The following is an 18,065-nucleotide window of genomic DNA, read 5'->3' on the forward strand; positions in this document are numbered from 1 at the left end:
CGCGGTCGGGGGCCCTCGTCGTCCTGCTCGTACGACGGGCGGGCCGCGCCGCCCGGGCTGCGCTGACCAGTGCGCCCACGGGCGGTGCGGTCCTGGTGCGGACGCGGGGCGCGGAAGGGGTCCTGGTTGCTTCCGGCGCCGGTCCGCCGACAGATGGCTCCGGTCCTCGTCGGGACTCCTCCCCGCTGCCCGGCGCCTGAAACCAGCCGGTCCGGACGGGTTTGACCGGCAATGCCCCTGCGGCGCCGCGGTGCATCGAGCTCGTACCAACCCTTAGTCACCCCCGATATCCCCCGTCCGGGCGGACTCGCGGCGGGTCGGGCGGGTAGCGTCGTCCCCGACGGCCGTGGCGGGACCACGGCGTACCGCCGGCACGGCGGCCCAGCGGTGAGCGGTGGTAGTGAGGATGGCGCGGGGCGGGAAGGCCTTCAAGGCCGTGGCCAAGGGCGTGGCCCTGGTGGCAAGCGCGGCCGCCGTGATCGAACGGCGCCGACGGGCCGCGATGGCGGCCGACTACCACGAGCCCGCGCTGGCCGGTGTCGCGCTCGACGACCCGGTGGGGCCGCTTCCGGCGCCTCGGGTCGACGCGCTGCCCGCCGCTCCGGTCGCCGCCGCCCCCGTCGCCGTCCCGGTGGCGGCGCCCGAGGCCGCCGCGGCCCCGGTCGGTGCGGCCGTTCCACACGGTGCCGCGGTTCCGCACGGTGTCGCCGTCCCGGTCGGCGCGCCGGTCGCGCACGGCGCGTTCGGTCGGGAGCTGCACCCCGGGCGGCCCGCCACCCCGGCCGAGGCGGTGCCGTGGGGTCTGCGGGTGGCGGCCGAGTCGACCTGGCGGCTGCTGCTGCTGGGCGCCGCGCTCTACGTGGTCTTCATGGTCGTCGACATGCTGCGGCTGGTGGCCTTCGCGGTGCTCGCCTCGCTGCTGATCTCCGCGCTGCTGGAGCCCACCGTGTCCTGGCTGCGCCGGCACGGCGTGCCGCGGTCGCTGGCCGCGGGCGGGGTGTTCATGAGCGGCCTGGCGGGGATCGGGCTGGTCGGCTGGTTCGTCGTCTGGCAGGTGACCACCAACCTGTCGACGGTCACCACCAAGGTCCAGGCCGGTGTCGACCAGCTGCGGGACTGGCTGATCACCGGGCCGCTGCACCTGACCCAGCAGCAGATCACCGACTTCGCCAACCAGATCACCAAGGCGATCAGCACCAACACCGAGCAGATCACCTCGGCCAGCCTCACCGGTGCGCAGATCGCCGTGGAGGTGCTGACGGCCGTCCTGCTGGCCTTCTTCACCACCTTCTTCCTGCTCTACGACGGCGAGCGGATCTGGAACTGGGCGCTGCGCGGTCTGCCCCGGCACTCCCGGTACGCCATGGCCGGCGCCGGTCCGAAGGCCTGGGCGACGCTCACCGCGTACGTCCGCGGCACCGTCTGCGTGGCCTTCATCGACGCGGTCTGCATCGGCGTCGGCATCCAGATGCTGGGTGTCCCGATGGCGCTGCCGCTCGCGGTGATCATCTTCCTGGGGGCCTTCGTCCCGCTGGTCGGCGCGCTCGTCACCGGCACCGTCGCGGTGCTGATCGCCCTGGTCACCGAGGGGCCGTTCACCGCGCTGATGGTGCTGGTGGTGCTGATCGCCGTGCAGCAGATCGAGGGCCACATCCTCCAGCCGCTGATCCTCGGCCGGGCCGTCCGGGTCCACCCGCTGGGCGTGGTGCTCGGTGTCGCCGCCGGCGGCATCATCGGCGGCATCGGCGGTGCGATCGTCGCCGTCCCGCTGATCGCCGTCACCAACACCGTGGTCACCCACCTGCGCCGTCGCAACGAGGCGGGCCAGGCCGTCTTCTTCGCCCTGGAGGCCGCCCGCGAGGCGGCCGAACGCACCGCCGCCGCTCCGGCGGCCACCGCGGCGGCCGCACCGGCACCCGCCGCAGCACCCGCTCCGGCGCCCGCCCAGGGCCCGGCAGCCGCTCCGGCCGGACAGGCGTAGAGCCCTCTCCGAACTGTTTGCAAAGTCGCATCGGACTTTGCAAACACGCCCCGGCGCCCAGCGGCAGGGCGGTCCTGCCCGGACGGCCCCGCCGTGGACGGACCCTGCCCGGACGGACCCTAGAGCGCGAACAGGAACGGCATGGCCAGGCATCCCAACAGGGCGGCCTGGCCGGTCAGCGCCGCCTTGACCGCTCTGGCCCAGTGGCGGGCGGGCGTCAGGGCCAGGGCCGACCAGCTGAGCAGGGCGCCGAGGAGCGGTCCGGCCAGCGGGGGGAGGAAGACGACCGGCGCGGCGCCGTCCCGGCCGAAGTCCGTGGCCAGCGAGCCGATCGCCACCCAACCGGCCACCACGATGCCGGCCAGCCCCCAACCGATCGTCGCGAGGGTCGGCCAGGCCGAGCCCGGTGGCGGTCGGTGCAGGTCTGCCATGGCGGTTCCCCCCGGAGTTGATCTTCCTTGGGCTCGGACGCGCGAATCGGCCGGCGCGGTTCCGAACGCGCGAGGGCCCCGCCGGGTGTCCGGCGGGGCCCTGCACGGTACGGCGTCGGGTCAGGCGTCGACGGCGGCCAGCGCGGCCTCCGAGTCGAGCACGCCCGCCACGGCCTGGAGAACAGCGGCGATCTTGATCGAGGCCTGGACGACCTCGCGGGCGACGCCGCCCTTGTTCAGCACGTTCTCGTGCGAGTCGAGGCACTGGCCGCAGCCGTTGATGGCGGAGACCGCGAAGCACCAGAGCTCGAAGTCGATCTTCTCGACGCCCGGAGTGCCGATGATGTTCATCCGCAGACCGGCCCGCATCCCGCTGTACTCCTTGTCGGAGAGCAGGTGGGTGGTCCGGTAGTAGACGTTGTTCATCCCCATGATCGCGGCCGCGCCCTTGGCGGCGGTGTACGCCTCCGGGGACAGGTTGGCCTTGGCCTCGGGCTCCAGCGCGCGCAGGACGGCGGCGCTGCGGGTGGCCATCGCGCAGGAGAGCACGGTGCCCCAGAGCTGCTGGGCGGGGAGGTCGGAGTTGCCGATGACCGCGCTCAGGTTGAGCTTGAGGTCCTTGGCGTAGTCCGGGAGGGCGGACTTCAGGTCGTCGAGGGCCATCGGTCAGCCCGCCAGCAGGGCCTGGGCGTCGAGGGTGTCCTCGCCCTTGGTCCAGTTGCACGGGCACAGCTCGTCGGTCTGCAGGGCGTCCAGCACCCGCAGGACCTCCTTGGGGTTACGGCCGACGGAGCCGGCGGTCACCATGACGAACTGGATCTCGTTGTTCGGGTCGACGATGAACACCGCGCGCTGGGCGGTGCCGTCGGCGGCCTCGACGCCGCAGTCGCGCATCAGGTCGTGCTTGACGTCGGCCAGCATCGGGAAGGGCAGGTCGCGCAGGTCCTTGTGGTCCTTGCGCCAGGCGTGGTGCACGAACTCGGAGTCGCCGGAGACGCCGAGGATCTGGGCGTCGCGGTCGGCGAACTCCTCGTTCAGCTTGCCGAACGCGGCGATCTCGGTCGGACAGACGAAGGTGAAGTCCATCGGCCAGAAGAAGACGATCTTCCACTTGCCCTCGTAGGACTTGTGGTTGATCTCGGCGAAGGCGTTCGCGGCGTCCAGGTCGACGCAGGCGTTGAGTTCGAACTCGGGGAACTTGTCACCGATCGTGAGCACGTTCGCTTCTCCTGAAGTGAGATGAGGGGAGGTTTGTCCGGATTGCGGAACGTGTTCCACGATTCCACATCGTGGACTGATCAGGGAAATAGCTACACTCGATGTGTCTGATCGGAGAGAGTTATCAATACCCCTCAGCGCCCGTCACAGCCCCAGCCCCGCAGGGGTGCCCCGCGCAAACCCGAAGCCGGTGTGGCGAGTCCCACAGCCCGCGGCCCCCGTACGCCGACCGTCGCCCAGCTCAGGGCCTTCGTCGCGGTGGCCGAGCACCGGCACTTCCGGGAGGCCGCCGCCGCCACCGGGACGAGCCAGCCCGCACTCTCGGGCGCGGTCGCGGCGCTGGAGGAGTCGCTGGGCGCGCAGCTGGTCGAGCGTACGACGCGCAAGGTGATTGTCACCCCACTGGGGGAGCGCGTGGTCGAGCACGCGCGCCGGGTGCTCGGCTCGCTCCAGGCGCTCACCGAGGAGGTCGAGGCCGCCCGCCGGCCGTTCACCGGCCCGCTGCACCTGGGCGTCATCCCGACCGTCGCGCCGTACCTGCTGCCGAACGTGCTGCGGCTGGTCCGCGACCGCTACCCCGACCTGGAGCTGCACGTCCACGAGGAGCGCACGCCCTCGCTGCTGGAGGGGCTGGCCGCCGGGCGGCTGGACGTGCTGCTGCTCGCCCTGCCGGCCGGCGGGCCCTCGGCGACCCGGGACATCCCGCTGTTCGACGAGGACTTCGTCCTGGTCACCCCGCCCGGGCACGCGCTGGCCGGGCGGATCGACGTCCCGCGGGACGTGCTGCTCGACCTGGACGTGCTGCTGCTGGAGGAGGGCCACTGCCTGCGCGACCAGGCGCTCGACATCTGCCGGGAGGTCGGGGTGGACGTGTCCTCGGCGTCCGGCCGGGGGCTCCCCCACGGCTCCACCACCCGGGCGGCCGGGCTCTCCACCCTGGTCCAGCTGGTGGCCGGCGGCCTCGGGGTCACCCTGCTGCCCGCCACCGCCCTGGACGTCGAGGCGGGCCGCACCGACCGGCTGGCCGCCGTCCGCTTCGCCGCGCCCGCCCCCGGCCGCCGGATCGGCCTGGCCACCCGGCCGGGCTCGGCGCGCAGCGCGGAGTACGACCGCTTCGCCGCCTCGCTGCGGGAGGTGCTGGCGGAGCTGCCGGTCCGGATCGTCCGGTGACCCGGGCGGCCGGGGCGTCGACGGCGATCAAGGCGGCCAAGGCGTCGACGGCGGCCGAAGCGACTCGCGGCGCTCAGGCGGCCGCGGCGGCTCAGGGGGCCGAGAGGCAGAGCCCGACCGTCGTGGCGACCAGCAGGTCCAGGGCGCGCAGCGCCTCCGCGTCGGCCTCGGCGTCGGCCGGGCCGAGCACCAGGTAGCGGCCGCACAGACCGTCGAAGCCCGCCAGGAACTGCACGGCGACATCGCGCGCGGGCACCGCCAGCGCCTGGCCGTGCGCGTCGGCGAGCGCGCTGAGCATGCCCGCCGCGATCTGCTCGGTCTCGTCCTGGAGGCCGCGGATCACCTCCCGCAGCTCCGGGTCGCGCAGGGCCAGCGTCTCGACCTCGGACAGCAGGATGCACCGCCCCGGCTCGGCGACGGTGCTGGTCCACAACGCGTGCACCAGGGTCCGCACCTGCTCCCCGAAGGGGCCGTCGCCCGGGGAGGCGGCACGCACCTGGCCGATGAAGTCGGCCATCAGCTGCTCCACCACCGCCCGGTAGAGGTCCTTCTTGGTGCCGAAGGTGTAGTGCACCGTCGCCTGCGCCACCCCCAGCTCGGCCGCGATGGCCCGGGTGCTGCCGGCGGCGACGCCCTCGCGGGTCATCAGGTCGATCGCGGCCCGGATCAGTTGCGGGCGTCTTTCGGAGGCGGGGACATGAGCCATTGGGCCAGGGTAGCGCTCCGATCACACAACCAGGTCGGATGAATCTGTCGCCTGCTCGTGTCGGTCGACTTTGTCACCTGAACAACTTATGCGTACGGTGGGTCGCGACCCGCTCAGGCACTCGCCTGCCCGACCGACCTGACCGAAGGCTCACTCATGGCCACGTACCTGTACCGCCTAGGCCGTTACTGCCACCGCCGACGGCGCGCCGTGCTCGCCGTCTGGATCGCCGTGCTGATCGCCGTCGGCGGCGCCGCCGGGGCGTTCGCGGGCAAGACCAGTGACGAGTTCAAGGTGCCCGGCACCGAGGCGCAGACCACGCTGGACCGCATCAAGGACACCTTCCCCGCGCAGGGCCACGGCTCCGGCCAGGTCGTCTTCGCCGCCGGATCGCCCGGGGGGATCGCCGCACCCGAGGCCCGCCGGGCCGTCGAGGAGTCGGTCGCCCGGATCGCCACCGCCCCCGGCGTCGCGGCCGCGCCCGACCCGTACGCCACCGGCGCGCTCTCGCCGGACGGCAAGGCCGCGATCGGGCTGGTCTCCTTCGACCGCAAGCTCGGCGACATCACCGAGGAGCAACGCGAAGCGGTGCGGGCCGCCGCCGAACCGGCCCGCGCCGCCGGGCTGACGGTGGCGTTCGGGGGCGACGCCTACAACCGGATGGCCCAGGTCGAGGGCGGCGAGGCGGTCGGCCTCGCGGTGGCCGGCGTGGTCCTGGTGCTCACCCTGGGCTCGCTGGTCGCGGCCGGGCTGCCGCTGCTCACCGCCTTCGTCGGGGTGGGCGTGGCGATGGCCGCGCTGCTGGCCCTCTCCGGCTCGTTCGAGATCATCACCACCGCGCCGGTGCTGGCGCTGATGGTCGGTCTGGCGGTCGGCATCGACTACGCCCTGTTCATCGTCTCCCGGCACCGCCGCCACCTCGCCGAGGGCCTGGAGCCGGACGAGGCCGCGGCCCGGGCCAACGCGACGGCCGGCAGCGCGGTGGTCTTCGCCGGTCTGACGGTGGTGGTCGCGCTCGCCGGGCTGGCCGTCGCCGGCGTGCCGTTCCTGACCGTGATGGGCCTGGCCGCCTCCGGCGCGGTGGTGGTGGCGGTGCTCGTCGCGATCACCCTGCTGCCCGCGCTGCTCGGCTTCGCCGGGCGGTCCATCGACCGGCTGCCGGTGCGCCGCCGGGCGCCGAAGGTACCCCGGGGCACCCCGCTGGGCGAGCGCTGGGCCCGGTTCGTGGTGCGCCGCCCGCTGCCCGTGCTGCTCGCCGGCCTGGGCGCGCTGGCCACCCTCGCGGTGCCCGCCGCCAGCCTCGACCTCGGCCTGCCGGGCGGCGGTTCACAGGCGGTCGGCACCGACGCCCGCAAGGCCTACGACCTGGTCGGCGAGAGCTTCGGCCCGGGCTTCAACGCCCCGCTGGTGGTCGTCGTGGACGCCGCCGGCGCACCGCGGCCCGAGCAGGCGGTGCAGGGCGTGGCCGAGCGGCTGGGCACGCTGGAGGGGGTCCGGACCCTGCTTCCCCCGACCGTCGACGAGTCCGGCCGGACGGCGCTGCTGACCGTCATCCCGGACACCGGCCCCGATCACGCCGACACCAGGGCCCTGGTCTCCGACATCCGCGGCCAGCGCGACGCACTGATGGCCGAGACCGGCGCGCGGATCGACGTCACCGGCACCACGGCCGCCAACATCGACGTCTCCGCCAAGCTCGGGCAGGCCCTGCCGCCCTTCCTGCTGGTGATCGCCGGCATCGCGATGGTGCTGCTGGCGCTGGCCTTCCGCTCGGTCCTGGTGCCGCTCAAGGCGGTGGCCGGATTCCTGCTCAGTGTCACGGCCTCGCTGGGCGCGGTGGTCGCGGTCTACCAGTGGGGCTGGCTGGACGGCCTGATCGACGTGCCGAAGGTCGGCCCGGTGGTGAGCTTCGTGCCGATCCTGCTGATCGGGGTGCTTTTCGGGCTGGCGATGGACTACGAGCTGTTCCTGGTCTCCGGGATGAAGGAGCAGCACGTGCACGGAGCGGCCCCCCGGGACGCGGTGGTCGCCGGGGTCCAGGGCGGCGCCCGGGTGGTCACGGCGGCGGCGCTGATCATGGTGGCGGTCTTCGACAGCTTCGTCTTCGGCCACGACCCGATCGTCCAGCCGATCGGCTTCGCCCTCGCGGTGGGCGTGCTGGTGGACGCCTTCGTGGTGCGGATGGCCCTGGTGCCGGCGGCGATGGCGCTGTTCGGCCGGGCGGCCTGGTGGTTCCCGAAGAGCCTGGACAAGGTCGTGCCGAGGGTCGACATGGAGGGCGAGCAGCTGATGGCCCGGCTGGCGGCCGAGACCGCCCCGGGTGAGGCCAAGGTGGCGGAGCGGGTCTGAGCCGTCCGACGCGCAGGTGCCCGGCGGTCCGCACGGACCGCCGGGCACCTGCGCGTACAGCCCTAGGGCAGGGGCTACGGCAGGCGCTGCTCGAACCAGACGACCTTGCCCGACCCCAGCCGGGTGGAGCCCCAGCGCTCCGCGCACCTGGCCACTATCTGCAGCCCGCGGCCCCGCTCGTCCTCCGGTCCGGTGCGCTGCGGCCGGGGGAGCAGCGGGCTGTCGTCCCCCACCTCGCAGCGCAGCCGGGTGGTGCGCACCAGGCTCAGGGTGACCGGCCGGGTGGCGTGCTGGACGGCGTTGGTCACCAGCTCGCTGACCATCAGCTCGGTGGCCTCGCTGAGCTCTTCGAGCCCCCAGCGGCGCAGGGTGTGCGCGGCCAGCCGGCGGGCCCGCCCCGGGGTCTCGTTGCGCGGCTGGAGGTACCAGTGCGCGACGTCGCCCGCCGGGATCCCGTCGAAGCAGGCGGCGAGCAGCGCGATGTCGTCGCCCCGGTCGCCGGGCGGCAGGATCCGCAGCGCGTCCTGGCAGAGGTGCTCGGGGGAGTGCCGGTGGGCGTTGGCCAGCCGGGCGCGCAGCAGTTCCAGGCCGTCGCTGAGCGGGCGGCTGCGGGTCTCCACCAGGCCGTCGGTGAAGAGCAGCAGGGCCGAGCCGGGCGGCGCGGGCAGCTCGACGGAGGTGAAGTCGACCCCGCCGACGCCGATCGGCGCCCCGGACTCCAGCTCCAGCAGCTCCGCCGTCCCGTCCGGCCGGACGAGCACCGGCGGGACGTGTCCGGCGTTGGCGAGCACGACGCGGTTGGCGATCGGGTCGTAGACCGCGAACACGCAGGTGGCCAGGTGCTGTTCGCGGCCGAGCCGCTGGGCCTGCTCGTCGAGGTGGTACAGCACCTCGTGCGGTGGCAGGTCGAGCGCGGCCAGGGTCTGCGCGCTGGTGCGGAGCTGGCCCATGATGGCGGCCGAGGTGAGCGAGTGGCCCATCACGTCGCCGACGATCAGCGCGATCCGGTTGCCGGGCAGCGGGACGGCGTCGTACCAGTCGCCGCCGACCTGGGCGCCGCGCTCGCCGGGCAGGTACCGCTGGGCGAGCCGGACGCCGTGCGGCTGGGGGAGGCGCAGCGGCAGCATGCTGCGCTGGAGCTCGTTCGCTATCTCCCACTCGCGGGCGTACCGCAGGGCGGTGTCGACGGCGAGGCCGGCCTGGGTGGCGAGGTGGGTGGCGGTGGCGGTGTCGGTGGCGTCGAAGCCGGGACGGCCGGTCTTCTCCGGCGGACGGCGGATCAGGACCAGCAGGCCGAGGACGGCCTTGCGGCCGCGCAGCGGGAGGACCAGTACGGAGGCGCCGGTACCGAGCCGGGCCAGCCCGCGGGCGCCGTACAGCTCGCGCAGCAGGGTGGCGGTCCGTTCGTCGCCGGGGGTGCCGAGGACGACGGGTTCGACCGGGCGGCGGCTGAGCAGGGCGTGCGCCAGCGCGCCGCCGCGGGTGACGGGTGTGGCGGGCCCGGTGTCGGCGGAGGAGCGCGAGCCGTACCGGGTGCCGTAGCGGGAGCTGCGGTGGTCGTCCCCCGTGCTGGGCCGGCCGCGGCGGCCGAGCCGGGTGCCGTGGCTGTGGTGGATGCGCAGCTCGTCGGGGAACCCGGGCTCGCGCTCGACGTTGGGCAGCGGGTCGCGCAGGTGGACGACGGCGGCGTCGGCCAGGGTGGGGACGAGCACCCGGCCGATGTTGCGCAGGGTCGCGGCGAGGTCGAGCGCGCTGTTGATCCGCCGGGTCGCGGAGTCGAGGTAGGCGAGCCGTTCGGCTACCCGGTCGTCGTCCTGCGGCGGTGGACGGCGCTGACTCGGGACGGCAGGCGGCTGCCCGGCCTGTGGTTTGAGCTGGTCGCGCACGGCTGCCTGTCCTGGGGAGTGGTGTGGGGTGCTGGCTTTTCCTTGGTGGGCCGGGTTCAGCCGACGCGTCGACAGCACAGGAACAGTTGTTCCTCCGGCGGCAGCGAGGTACTGGCCGGTGCGTAGGGGTGCCCCGACTGCTCCTCGACGGCGAACCCGGACTCCACCAGTACCCGTTCGAGATCCTCCCGCAGATAGCCGCTGATCCGCAGCTCCCGGCCGAGGAACGGCAGCGGGACGTGGTCCAGGTCCGCCTCGACCATGCCGAGGGCCAGCAGCCCGCCGGGGCGCAGCAGCTCGCGGATCCGGGTGAGGACGGTGGGGATCTCCGCCTGGGGGAGCAGGATCAGGGAGAAGAAGGCGGTGACGGCGGCGAACGTGCCGCGGCCGCGCGGCCCGAGGGGGGCGACGTTCCAGGCGTGGTCGGCGCGCTCGGTGGCCAGGTCGTACATGTCGATGCGGTGGAAGGCGGGGGCGTGCGCGCCCGGGTGGTCCGCCTGTCGTGCCAGGGAGAGCATGACGTCCGAAAGGTCTATACCGGTGACCCGCAGCCCGCCGGCGGTCAGCTGCCGGACGGTCGGGTCGCCGGTGCCGCAGCCGACGTCCAGGACGTCGGCGCCCGGTTCGAGCTCGGCCAGCAGCCGCCGCCCGCAGGCGAGCTGCCCGCTCTTGGCGGGGAAGGCCTCGCCGTAGTCCGCGCCGATGGTGTCGAAGGCGACCGCCTGCAGGGCGCGCTCGGCCCTACGGCGCAGTACGTCGTCCTGGCCGTCCCCCGCGTCCTCGCCGACGGGGGACGGGTCGGATATCTGTCCGGTCGTCACGATTGAGAGGCACCTTTCCACCCTGGCCTCCGGTCGGCTGTACGGGGCTTGGGCCGCCCCGCCCTCCCGGCGCCCGTGCTGCCCCGCCGGCCCGCTGCCGGTGGCGGTACGTCACGCTCCCCGCGTCACACTGACTGCACTCTGACACTCTGCACAGAGACACTCTGCACTGTCGGAGCGCCGCCGCGCTGCCGTTTCAGGATGCTTCCCCGGACAAGTCGGTCGACCTGCCCGGTTGGACACCCCGGTGCTGCACTCGGGTGTGTACTGGAATCCGAGAATAAGCGTGATCACTGCGCCATGGGGTCCGTTTCCGGCCAACTCGCGCCGGTTGGCGTGCGACGGCCCGGATTGCGGAAGCACGGGGTGCGGCAAGGGTGGTGCGGACCGGGCGCGCACGCCGTGCGGTGCGCCGGGGAAGCCCGTCCGACCTGCGGTTTTCCGCACCTCCGGGCCGACAACCCGACGTTTATTGAACGTCAATCGTCCCGGTGCACAGTGGAGTCCAGCGCCGGGGAAGCGTTGAGGGTGCTCCCGCAGCCGGGGGGCTGCGGGAGCACCGAACGCTCAAGGGGGGAGCCTCCCGTCGGGGGACGGAGGCTCACGGCGCGGGGGGAGGGACGGGCTCGGTGTGCTGCCGGGAGATGAGGTCCGCCACGGGGGAGGCCTCTGGCACACCGAGCCGGGTGAAGATCGCGTGGGCCTCCCGCAGACACGCCAGCCCGCGGGCCGGCTGTGCGAGGCCGAGCAGCGCCTCTCCCAGTGCGGCGTTGGCGAGGCCCTGGCAGTAGGCGGAGTCCATCTCCTGCCCGATGGCGAGGGACTCCTCGGCGGCCTCGGCGGCATCGGGGTGCTGGTGCCCGGCCAACAGGCTCACCGAGAGCCGCGCCAGCGCGTAGCCCTCGCGGAGCCGGTTCTGCTGGGACTGGTAGAGCTGGTGCGCCTCGCGCAGATGGGCGACCGCGGTGCCGGGGGCATCGGCGGAGGAGAGGACGACGCCGAGCTGGTACAGGGTGTCGGCCAGGCACGGCCCGTTCTTCGACGCCCGGGCGCTGCTGACCGCGTCGGTCGCGGAGTTGACGGCCGCTTGGACGTCGCCGGTGTCCAACTGCGCCCGGGCGATGTTCCCGAGCAGCCGCGCCTCGCCGATGGGCGCACCGACCACCCGGCTGATGGCGAGGGCCTGCCCGAAGAACGGAAGCGCCTCGGCGGAGCGGTTCGCCACGCTGAGGATGATGCCCAGGGTGTTGGCGGTGGCCGAGCGCAGGATGGTCACGTCCTCGGCGTCCTGCAGACTCAGGCTCTTCAGCAGCGAGTGCTCGGCGCTCTGGAAGTCGTTGGTGATCGACTGCAGGGTCCCGAGGGCGAAGTGCACCCGGGCCAGCGCCGCCCGGTCCTCGGCGGACTGGGCGTTCTGGTCCGCGGTCTCCAGGATCCGGCGCACGCGCGGGCCGTGCGTCGGGTCCTCCACCAGGCTGTCCAGGACGATCAGCAGGTCGACCGCGGGCCGGAGCAGCCCGCTCGGACCGTGGACGGCGGCCTCGACCGAGCTCAGCAGGAGAGCGACCTCGGCACGGAGCCACTCCCGGGCCGACCGGTTCGTCGGCAGCTCCAGGCCCTGGGAGCTCAGGCCGTTGAGCGGCTCCGGCAGCTGGTCGTCCGGTTCGATGGTCTGCGCCGCGTTGCGGACGGTGGGCAGCAGCAGGTCGAGCAGTCGGCGCACCGCGGCCTGCTGCTCGCCGAGGTCGCCGATCCGCTCGTTCTGGCGCTGTGCGTAGAGCCGCAGCAGGTCGTGGTACCGGTAGCGCCCCGGGGTGAAGCACTCCAGCATGTTCGCCTCGACCAGCGCCTCGGCGAGCTGTTCGGCGGTGTCCTCGTCCACGCCGAGCAGCGCGGTGACGCAGGAGAGCGGGAGGTCCGGGGCGTCGATCAGGGAGAGCAGCCGAAAGGCGCGGGCCTCGGCGGGGGAGAGCTGCCCGTAGCCGAGGCCGATGGTGGTCTCCACTGCCAGGTTGCCCAGCTGGAGTTCGTCCAGACGTCGCCGTTGGTCGGCTAAGCGCCGGGCGAGGTCCGAGACGCTCCACCGCGGCCGACTGGCCAGCCGGGCGGCGGCGATGCGAACGGCGAGCGGCAGGAAGCCGCAGGCGGCGACGACGGCCATGGCCGCCTCGCGTTCGTCGGCGACGCGCTGCTCGCCGACGATCGCCGAGAAGAGCGCGAGCGCCTCCTCGGGGGTCAGCTCCTCCACGTCGACCAGGTGGGCGCCGGGGATCCCGGCGAGCCGGGAGCGGCTGGTGGCGAGGACGGCGCAGCCGGACACGCCAGGGATGAGCGGCTGGATCTGCTGGGCGTCCTGGGCGTTGTCCAGCAGGATGAGCATCCGCCGGCGGGCCAGCAGCGAGCGGTAGAGCGCGGCACGCTGTTCGAGCGAGTCGGGGATCTCGGCGGCGCCGAGGGCGTGCAGGAAGTCGCCGAGCACGACGGCCGGGTCGGCGGGTGAGGCGCCCGCGCCCCGCAGATCGACGTAGAGCTGTCCGTCCGGGAACTCCGAACGCACCCGGTGGGCCACGTGCACCGCCAGGGTGGTCTTCCCGACGCCGCCGATCCCGGCGAGCGAGGTGACCACCACGGCCTGCCCGGTGGCGTTCATCAGGACGGCCGAGAGATCGCTCACCAGCACGGTGCGGCCGCTGAAGTCGGATACGTCGGCGGGGAGTTGGGCCGGAGGCGTCAGGGCGGCCGGGGTGTCGTCCCGCGGCGGCCCGTCGATCGACACGACGGAGGTGAGCGCCAGTGCCGGGTCGGCTGCCAGGATGCGGGAGTGCATGGCGGAGAGCCCGGTACCCGGTTCGACACCGAGTTCGTCGATCAGCAGCTTCCGGGTGTCGGTGTAGACGCCGAGGGCCTCGGCCTGTCGGCCGCAGCGGTAGAGGGAGAGCATCAGGAGCTCGCGCAGCCGCTCCCGGAGCGGATGTTCGGCGGCCAGTGAGCTCAGTTCGCCGACCATCTCCGCGTGCAGGCCGATGTCGAGGGCGGCGGCGCACCGCTCCTCGGAGACCGTGACGTGGCGCTCCGCCAGCCGCAGGCGCTGGGTCTCCGCGTACGGCCCGGGGACGCCGGTCAGGGCTCGACCGCTCCACAGCCCGAGCGCGTCGACCAGGAGCCGGTGCGCCTCGTGCGGGTCCCCGGCGGCGCGGGCGGCGCCGGCCTCCGCGGACCGGGCCTCGAAGACCGTCACGTCGACGGCGTCCGCCGGGATGCGCAACGCGTAGCCGTCGCTGACCGACACCAGCAGCTCGGCCGGAGTGCGGATGGTCCGCTTGGGTTCGATGACGGTGCGCAGCCGGGAGACGTAGGTCCTCAGTGCCGCGATCGCCTGGGCGGGCGGACGGTCCCCCCAGAGGCCGTCGACCAGGTCCTGCGTGGTGACGGGTCGGCCGGAGTGCAGCAGCAGCGCGGTCAGGACGGCTTGCTGCTGCGGTGAACCGAGGGACAGCTGCCTGCCGTCGAGCCAGGCTTGAACGGGACCGAGCACCTGGAAGCGCAGCGCAGGAGGGGGCGGCGAGTCCCGAAACTCCATGTAATCCCCCGATGGCCTGTGGTGTCGATTTCGCGTAGGGCGCTCGGCGGTCCGCCGTTGTGCCTTCAGCTTAGGCGGAGGGCCGACTCTGCCTGACGGCATGGTAAGCCGCACGATGTTTATCGGACATTTAATCAACCCTACGATACTGTCCGCGCGCCCGCGCCAAGCCGGTCGGGCCAGAGCGATCCGATGACTGAAAGGCGGCTGTTCCATGGCCAACAACGAGAGCGAGGCGCCCGTGTCGTCGTCTCAGACCGTGTCCGAGAACTCGGCGCAGGATGCGGTGGCGGCAGCGGGCGAGGCTGTCGGGGGCGCCGTGGCCGCTGCCTCGGGGCAGACCGGGTACACCGAGCCGACCGCCGAGCAGAAGGCGGACATCGAGGACGACGTCTTCGGCGGCGAGTCCGACCGGGTCGTCGAGCCCGCCGCCGCGGGCGGCGCGGGGGACGACGGGCCGTATGAGCCCCAGGGCATCATCGCCAGCCGTCCGTGACGACATTTCCGGTGCCCCGTGCCCACGAATCGTGGGCACGGGGCACCGGTCGTCGTGGCGCGGGTTAATCGCTCACGCCGCTACCGCCGCCACTTCGAACGCGAGTCTCCGCGAGCCCGTCGCGTTCGGTGATCAGCAGCGGAATTTCGTATTCATCCATATTCTGCGGGTTTTGTTCCCGGTGGGTGAGATCGTTCACCGCGAAGGCGTGCCCACTCGACGGATGAATCGTGCGCAGGGTGGCGGTGGTGACTCGCGCCGGACTCGAAAGCTGGTTCGGAGTCGTGGGCGGGTGCCCGGCCCGCCGGGTCGGTGGCCGGATATCGCTACCCGGCCGGGCGGCCCGGGGCGGCGGCCCGAGGTCAGGCGGCCCGGGTCGCGGCCGCCGGGTCGGGGTCCTGCTCGGCGGGTGCCGGTGCCGGGCCGAGGTGTTCGGGCCGGGCGGTCCACTCGCAGCCGCCGTCGGGCGGCCGCAGGTAGCGCTCCCCGCCGATGGTGTCCATGTAGATGCCGGTGCGTCCGGTCCTGCTGTCCAGGACGAGTTCACCCACACGCGGCCGGTAGGCCGCTGCGTCGCGCTTCAGGGGGCTCACCGCACTGCTCCTTGCTCCGGTGCGGGCGCGGCGATGGATTCACCGGCCCTGGTCGCTGTCGTTGCTTGTGTTCTGCTCGGCGACTACCCAGCATCTCTAGAGAAGCTAATATCTCTAGAGATGTCAACGGTCCTACCGGCTTACCAGCGGCCGGAGGCGCGCCTACGATTTCTGGCAAGGGAGAGGACGGGGCGATGACCGGCAGCAGCGGCGGGAAGCAACCCAAGTACCAACGGATCGCCGACACGCTCAGGGCGGCCATCGACTCCGGCGAGTACCGCGCCGGCGACCGCCTGCCGGGCGAGAACGACCTCATGGACGAGTTCGGCGTGGCCCGGATGACGGCCCGCCAGGCGCTCGGCGTGCTGCAGAGCGAGGGCATCGCCGAGGCGCGCAAGGGCGCGGGGGTCTTCGTCCGGGACTTCCGCCCGCTGCGGCGGCGCGGGATCCAGCGGCTCGCCCAGGGGCAGTGGGGCTCGGGCCGCTCGATATGGTCCGCGGACATCGACAACCGCACGCTGGTGGTGGACCAGGTGTCGGTCACCGAGCAGGGCGCGCCCGAGCACGTGGCGCGGGTGCTGGGGGTGGATCCGGGGGCGCCGATGTGCGTGCGCCACCGCCGCTTCGTGCTCGACGGCAAGCCGGTGCTGCTGTCGACGTCCTACCTGCCCGCCGGCCTGGTCGCGGGCACCGCGATCACCCGCGAGGACACCGGCCCGGGCGGCACGTACGCGCGGCTGGCGGAGATCGGCGCGAAGCCGGTCCACTTCCGCGAGGAGGTCCGCTCCCGGATGCCAGCGGCCGAGGAGGGCGCCCGGCTCGAACTCTCGGCGGGCACGCCGGTCATCGTGATCTGCCGGACGGCCTTCGCCGACGAGGGCCAGGTCGTCGAGCTCAACGAGATGACCCTCGACGCGGCCTCGTACGTCCTGGAGTACGACTTCGACGCCTGAGGCACCGCCCCCGGACCGCCGCCCGCCCCGGTCGCGGGCGCGCGACCGGGGCGGGCGGGACAGGCCGGGCGGCGGGGCGCCTACTCCTTCGAGCGGACCCGCAGACTGGTGATGAGCGGGCCCTCGGTGGTCTCGCGGAAGAAGTCGTTGCCCTTGTCGTCCACCACGATGAACGCGGGGAAGTCCTCGACCTCGATGCGCCAGACGGCCTCCATGCCCAGCTCGGCGTACTCCAGGACCTCGACCTTCTTGATGCAGTCCTGGGCGAGACGGGCGGCCGGGCCGCCGATCGAGCCGAGGTAGAAGCCGCCGTGCTCGGCGCAGGCGTCGGTGACCTGCTTGCTGCGGTTGCCCTTGGCGAGCATCACCATCGAGCCGCCGGCCGCCTGGAACTGGTCGACGTAGGAGTCCATCCGTCCGGCCGTGGTGGGGCCGAAGGAGCCGGACGCGAAGCCCTCGGGGGTCTTCGCCGGGCCGGCGTAGTAGACCGGGTGGTCCTGGAGGTACTTGGGCATGCCCTCGCCCGCGTCCAGCCGCTCCTTGATCTTGGCGTGGGCGATGTCGCGCGCGACGACCAGCGTGCCGGTGAGCGAGAGCCGGGTCTTGACCGGGTACTTGGACAGCTCGGCGCGGATCGCCGACATCGGCTGGTTGAGGTCGACGCGCACCACGTCGTCGTCCAGGTGCTCGTCCGTGGTGTCCGGCAGGTACCCGGCCGGGTCGGTCTCCAGCTGCTCCAGGAAGACGCCCTCGGCGGTGATCTTGCCCAGCGCCTGGCGGTCGGCGGAGCAGGAGACGGCCATCGCGACCGGCAGCGAGGCGCCGTGGCGCGGCAGCCGGATCACCCGCACGTCGTGGCAGAAGTACTTGCCGCCGAACTGCGCGCCGATGCCGATCTGCTGGGTCAGCTCGGTGACCTTGGCCTCCAGCTCCAGGTCCCGGAACCCGTGGCCGGTCTTCGCGTTGCCCTCGGTCGGCAGCTGGTCCAGGTAGTGCGCCGAGGCGTACTTGGCGGTCTTCAGCGCGAACTCCGCGCTGGTGCCGCCGATCACGATGGCCAGGTGGTACGGCGGGCAGGCGGCGGTGCCGAGCGAGCGGATCTTCTGCTCCAGGAACGAGAGCATGCTCGCCTCGTTCAGGATCGCCTTGGTCTCCTGGTACAGGTACGACTTGTTGGCCGAGCCGCCGCCCTTGGCCATGAACAGGAACTTGTAGGCGTCGCCGTCGGTCGCGTACAGCTCGATCTGCGCGGGCAGGTTGCTGCCGGTGTTCTTCTCGTCCCACATGGTGACCGGCGCCATCTGCGAGTAGCGCAGGTTCAGCCGGGTGTACGCGTCGTAGACGCCGCGCGCGATGGCGGCCTCGTCGCCGCCCTGGGTCAGCACGTTCTGGCCGCGCTTGCCCATGACGATCGCCGTACCGGTGTCCTGGCACATCGGGAGGATGCCGCCGGCCGAGATGTTGACGTTCTTCAGCAGGTCCAGCGCGACGAAGCGGTCGTTCGGGCTGGCCTGCGGGTCGTCCAGGATACGGCGCAGCTGGGCGAGGTGGGCGGGCCGGAGGTAGTGCGAGATGTCGTGCATCGCCTCGGCGGTGAGCAGCCGCAGGGCCTCGGGCTCGACCTGGAGGAAGGTGCGACCGCCGGCCTCGAAGGTGGAGACACCCTCGGAGGTCAGCTTGCGGTACGGGGTCGGGTCAGCGCCCAGGGGGAGCAGGTCGCTGTACTCGAAGTCTGGCGTGGGAGCCATGGGGGCGGTCCTTAGTGTTCCGTGTTCCGGCTGCGTCGGCGAAGCACCCTCAAGGGTAGGACCCGGGGATGCGTCGCACGCGGACAGGGCAGCCTGCGTGACCGGTGTCACTCGGGCATGCGTACGAGGCTTG

General features: G+C 72.9%; 15 protein-coding genes. 5 read left to right on the plus strand and 10 right to left on the minus strand.

Going from position 1 to position 18,065, the window contains the following annotated elements:
• Positions 1–406: 406 nt before the first annotated feature.
• Positions 407–1,981 (plus strand): AI-2E family transporter, encoded by a 1,575-nt coding sequence (locus ACGFZP_RS05440; protein ID WP_392928853.1) that lies wholly within the window; start codon positions 407–409, stop codon positions 1,979–1,981.
• Between the two features lie 119 nt (positions 1,982–2,100).
• Here the strand turns inward: ACGFZP_RS05440 and ACGFZP_RS05445 are convergent, their stop codons facing one another.
• The 3 genes from ACGFZP_RS05445 to ACGFZP_RS05455 all read right to left on the minus strand — a co-directional run bounded on the left by ACGFZP_RS05445 (position 2,101) and on the right by ACGFZP_RS05455 (position 3,630).
• Positions 2,101–2,412 carry a hypothetical protein gene (locus tag ACGFZP_RS05445; protein ID WP_392928856.1) on the minus strand — a complete coding sequence of 104 codons (312 nt, stop codon included), beginning with the start codon at positions 2,410–2,412 and terminating at the stop codon, positions 2,101–2,103.
• 120 nt (positions 2,413–2,532) lie between these two features.
• Positions 2,533–3,075, minus strand: coding sequence for an alkyl hydroperoxide reductase (locus tag ACGFZP_RS05450; RefSeq protein ID WP_392928858.1), 543 nt, complete (start codon positions 3,073–3,075; stop codon positions 2,533–2,535).
• 3 nt (positions 3,076–3,078) lie between these two features.
• Complete coding sequence (locus ACGFZP_RS05455) at positions 3,079–3,630, minus strand: peroxiredoxin (RefSeq protein WP_392928860.1); 552 nt, start codon at positions 3,628–3,630, stop codon at positions 3,079–3,081.
• Between the two features lie 192 nt (positions 3,631–3,822).
• Here ACGFZP_RS05455 and ACGFZP_RS05460 point away from each other — a divergent pair, with 192 nt between their 5' ends.
• A complete protein-coding gene (locus ACGFZP_RS05460) occupies positions 3,823–4,800 on the plus strand; it encodes a LysR substrate-binding domain-containing protein (protein WP_392928862.1) in 978 nt (325 codons plus the stop codon).
• A 91-nt stretch (positions 4,801–4,891) separates the two neighbouring features.
• Here ACGFZP_RS05460 and ACGFZP_RS05465 read toward each other — a convergent pair whose 3' ends face one another.
• Positions 4,892–5,506 carry a TetR/AcrR family transcriptional regulator gene (locus tag ACGFZP_RS05465; RefSeq protein ID WP_392928864.1) on the minus strand — a complete coding sequence of 205 codons (615 nt, stop codon included), beginning with the start codon at positions 5,504–5,506 and terminating at the stop codon, positions 4,892–4,894.
• 156 nt (positions 5,507–5,662) lie between these two features.
• On the opposite strand from ACGFZP_RS05465, the gene ACGFZP_RS05470 reads away from it, so the two are divergent.
• Positions 5,663–7,855 carry an MMPL family transporter gene (locus ACGFZP_RS05470; RefSeq protein ID WP_392928866.1) on the plus strand — a complete coding sequence of 731 codons (2,193 nt, stop codon included), beginning with the start codon at positions 5,663–5,665 and terminating at the stop codon, positions 7,853–7,855.
• Between the two features lie 74 nt (positions 7,856–7,929).
• Here the strand turns inward: ACGFZP_RS05470 and ACGFZP_RS05475 are convergent, their stop codons facing one another.
• The 3 genes from ACGFZP_RS05475 to ACGFZP_RS05485 form a co-directional block, all read right to left on the minus strand.
• Positions 7,930–9,741 carry a SpoIIE family protein phosphatase gene (locus ACGFZP_RS05475; RefSeq protein WP_392928868.1) on the minus strand — a complete coding sequence of 604 codons (1,812 nt, stop codon included), beginning with the start codon at positions 9,739–9,741 and terminating at the stop codon, positions 7,930–7,932.
• 56 nt (positions 9,742–9,797) lie between these two features.
• Entirely contained in the window at positions 9,798–10,562 is a 765-nt protein-coding gene (locus ACGFZP_RS05480; protein ID WP_392928870.1) for a class I SAM-dependent methyltransferase, read from the minus strand.
• 601 nt (positions 10,563–11,163) lie between these two features.
• On the minus strand, positions 11,164–14,142 hold the full coding sequence (locus ACGFZP_RS05485) for a BTAD domain-containing putative transcriptional regulator (protein ID WP_392928872.1): 2,979 nt from the start codon (positions 14,140–14,142) through the stop codon (positions 11,164–11,166).
• Between the two features lie 214 nt (positions 14,143–14,356).
• On the opposite strand from ACGFZP_RS05485, the gene ACGFZP_RS05490 reads away from it, so the two are divergent.
• Positions 14,357–14,638 carry a hypothetical protein gene (locus tag ACGFZP_RS05490; protein WP_392928874.1) on the plus strand — a complete coding sequence of 94 codons (282 nt, stop codon included), beginning with the start codon at positions 14,357–14,359 and terminating at the stop codon, positions 14,636–14,638.
• Between the two features lie 64 nt (positions 14,639–14,702).
• On the opposite strand, the gene ACGFZP_RS05495 is transcribed toward ACGFZP_RS05490, so the two are convergent.
• A complete protein-coding gene (locus tag ACGFZP_RS05495; RefSeq protein ID WP_392928876.1) occupies positions 14,703–14,837 on the minus strand; it encodes a hypothetical protein in 135 nt (44 codons plus the stop codon).
• Positions 14,838–15,000: 163 nt separating this feature from the next.
• Positions 15,001–15,231: a hypothetical protein gene (locus ACGFZP_RS05500; RefSeq protein WP_392928878.1), complete on the minus strand. Its 231-nt coding sequence runs from the start codon at positions 15,229–15,231 to the stop codon at positions 15,001–15,003.
• Between the two features lie 194 nt (positions 15,232–15,425).
• On the opposite strand from ACGFZP_RS05500, the gene ACGFZP_RS05505 reads away from it, so the two are divergent.
• Positions 15,426–16,184, plus strand: a complete 759-nt coding sequence (locus tag ACGFZP_RS05505; RefSeq protein WP_392928881.1) for a GntR family transcriptional regulator — start codon at positions 15,426–15,428, stop codon at positions 16,182–16,184.
• A gap of 80 nt (positions 16,185–16,264) precedes the next feature.
• Here ACGFZP_RS05505 and ACGFZP_RS05510 read toward each other — a convergent pair whose 3' ends face one another.
• Positions 16,265–17,932 carry a fumarate hydratase gene (locus ACGFZP_RS05510; protein ID WP_392928883.1) on the minus strand — a complete coding sequence of 556 codons (1,668 nt, stop codon included), beginning with the start codon at positions 17,930–17,932 and terminating at the stop codon, positions 16,265–16,267.
• Positions 17,933–18,065: the final 133 nt, after the last annotated feature.

The sequence above is a fragment of the Kitasatospora sp. NPDC048239 genome, from assembly GCF_043202015.1.
Classification (GTDB): domain Bacteria; phylum Actinomycetota; class Actinomycetes; order Streptomycetales; family Streptomycetaceae; genus Kitasatospora.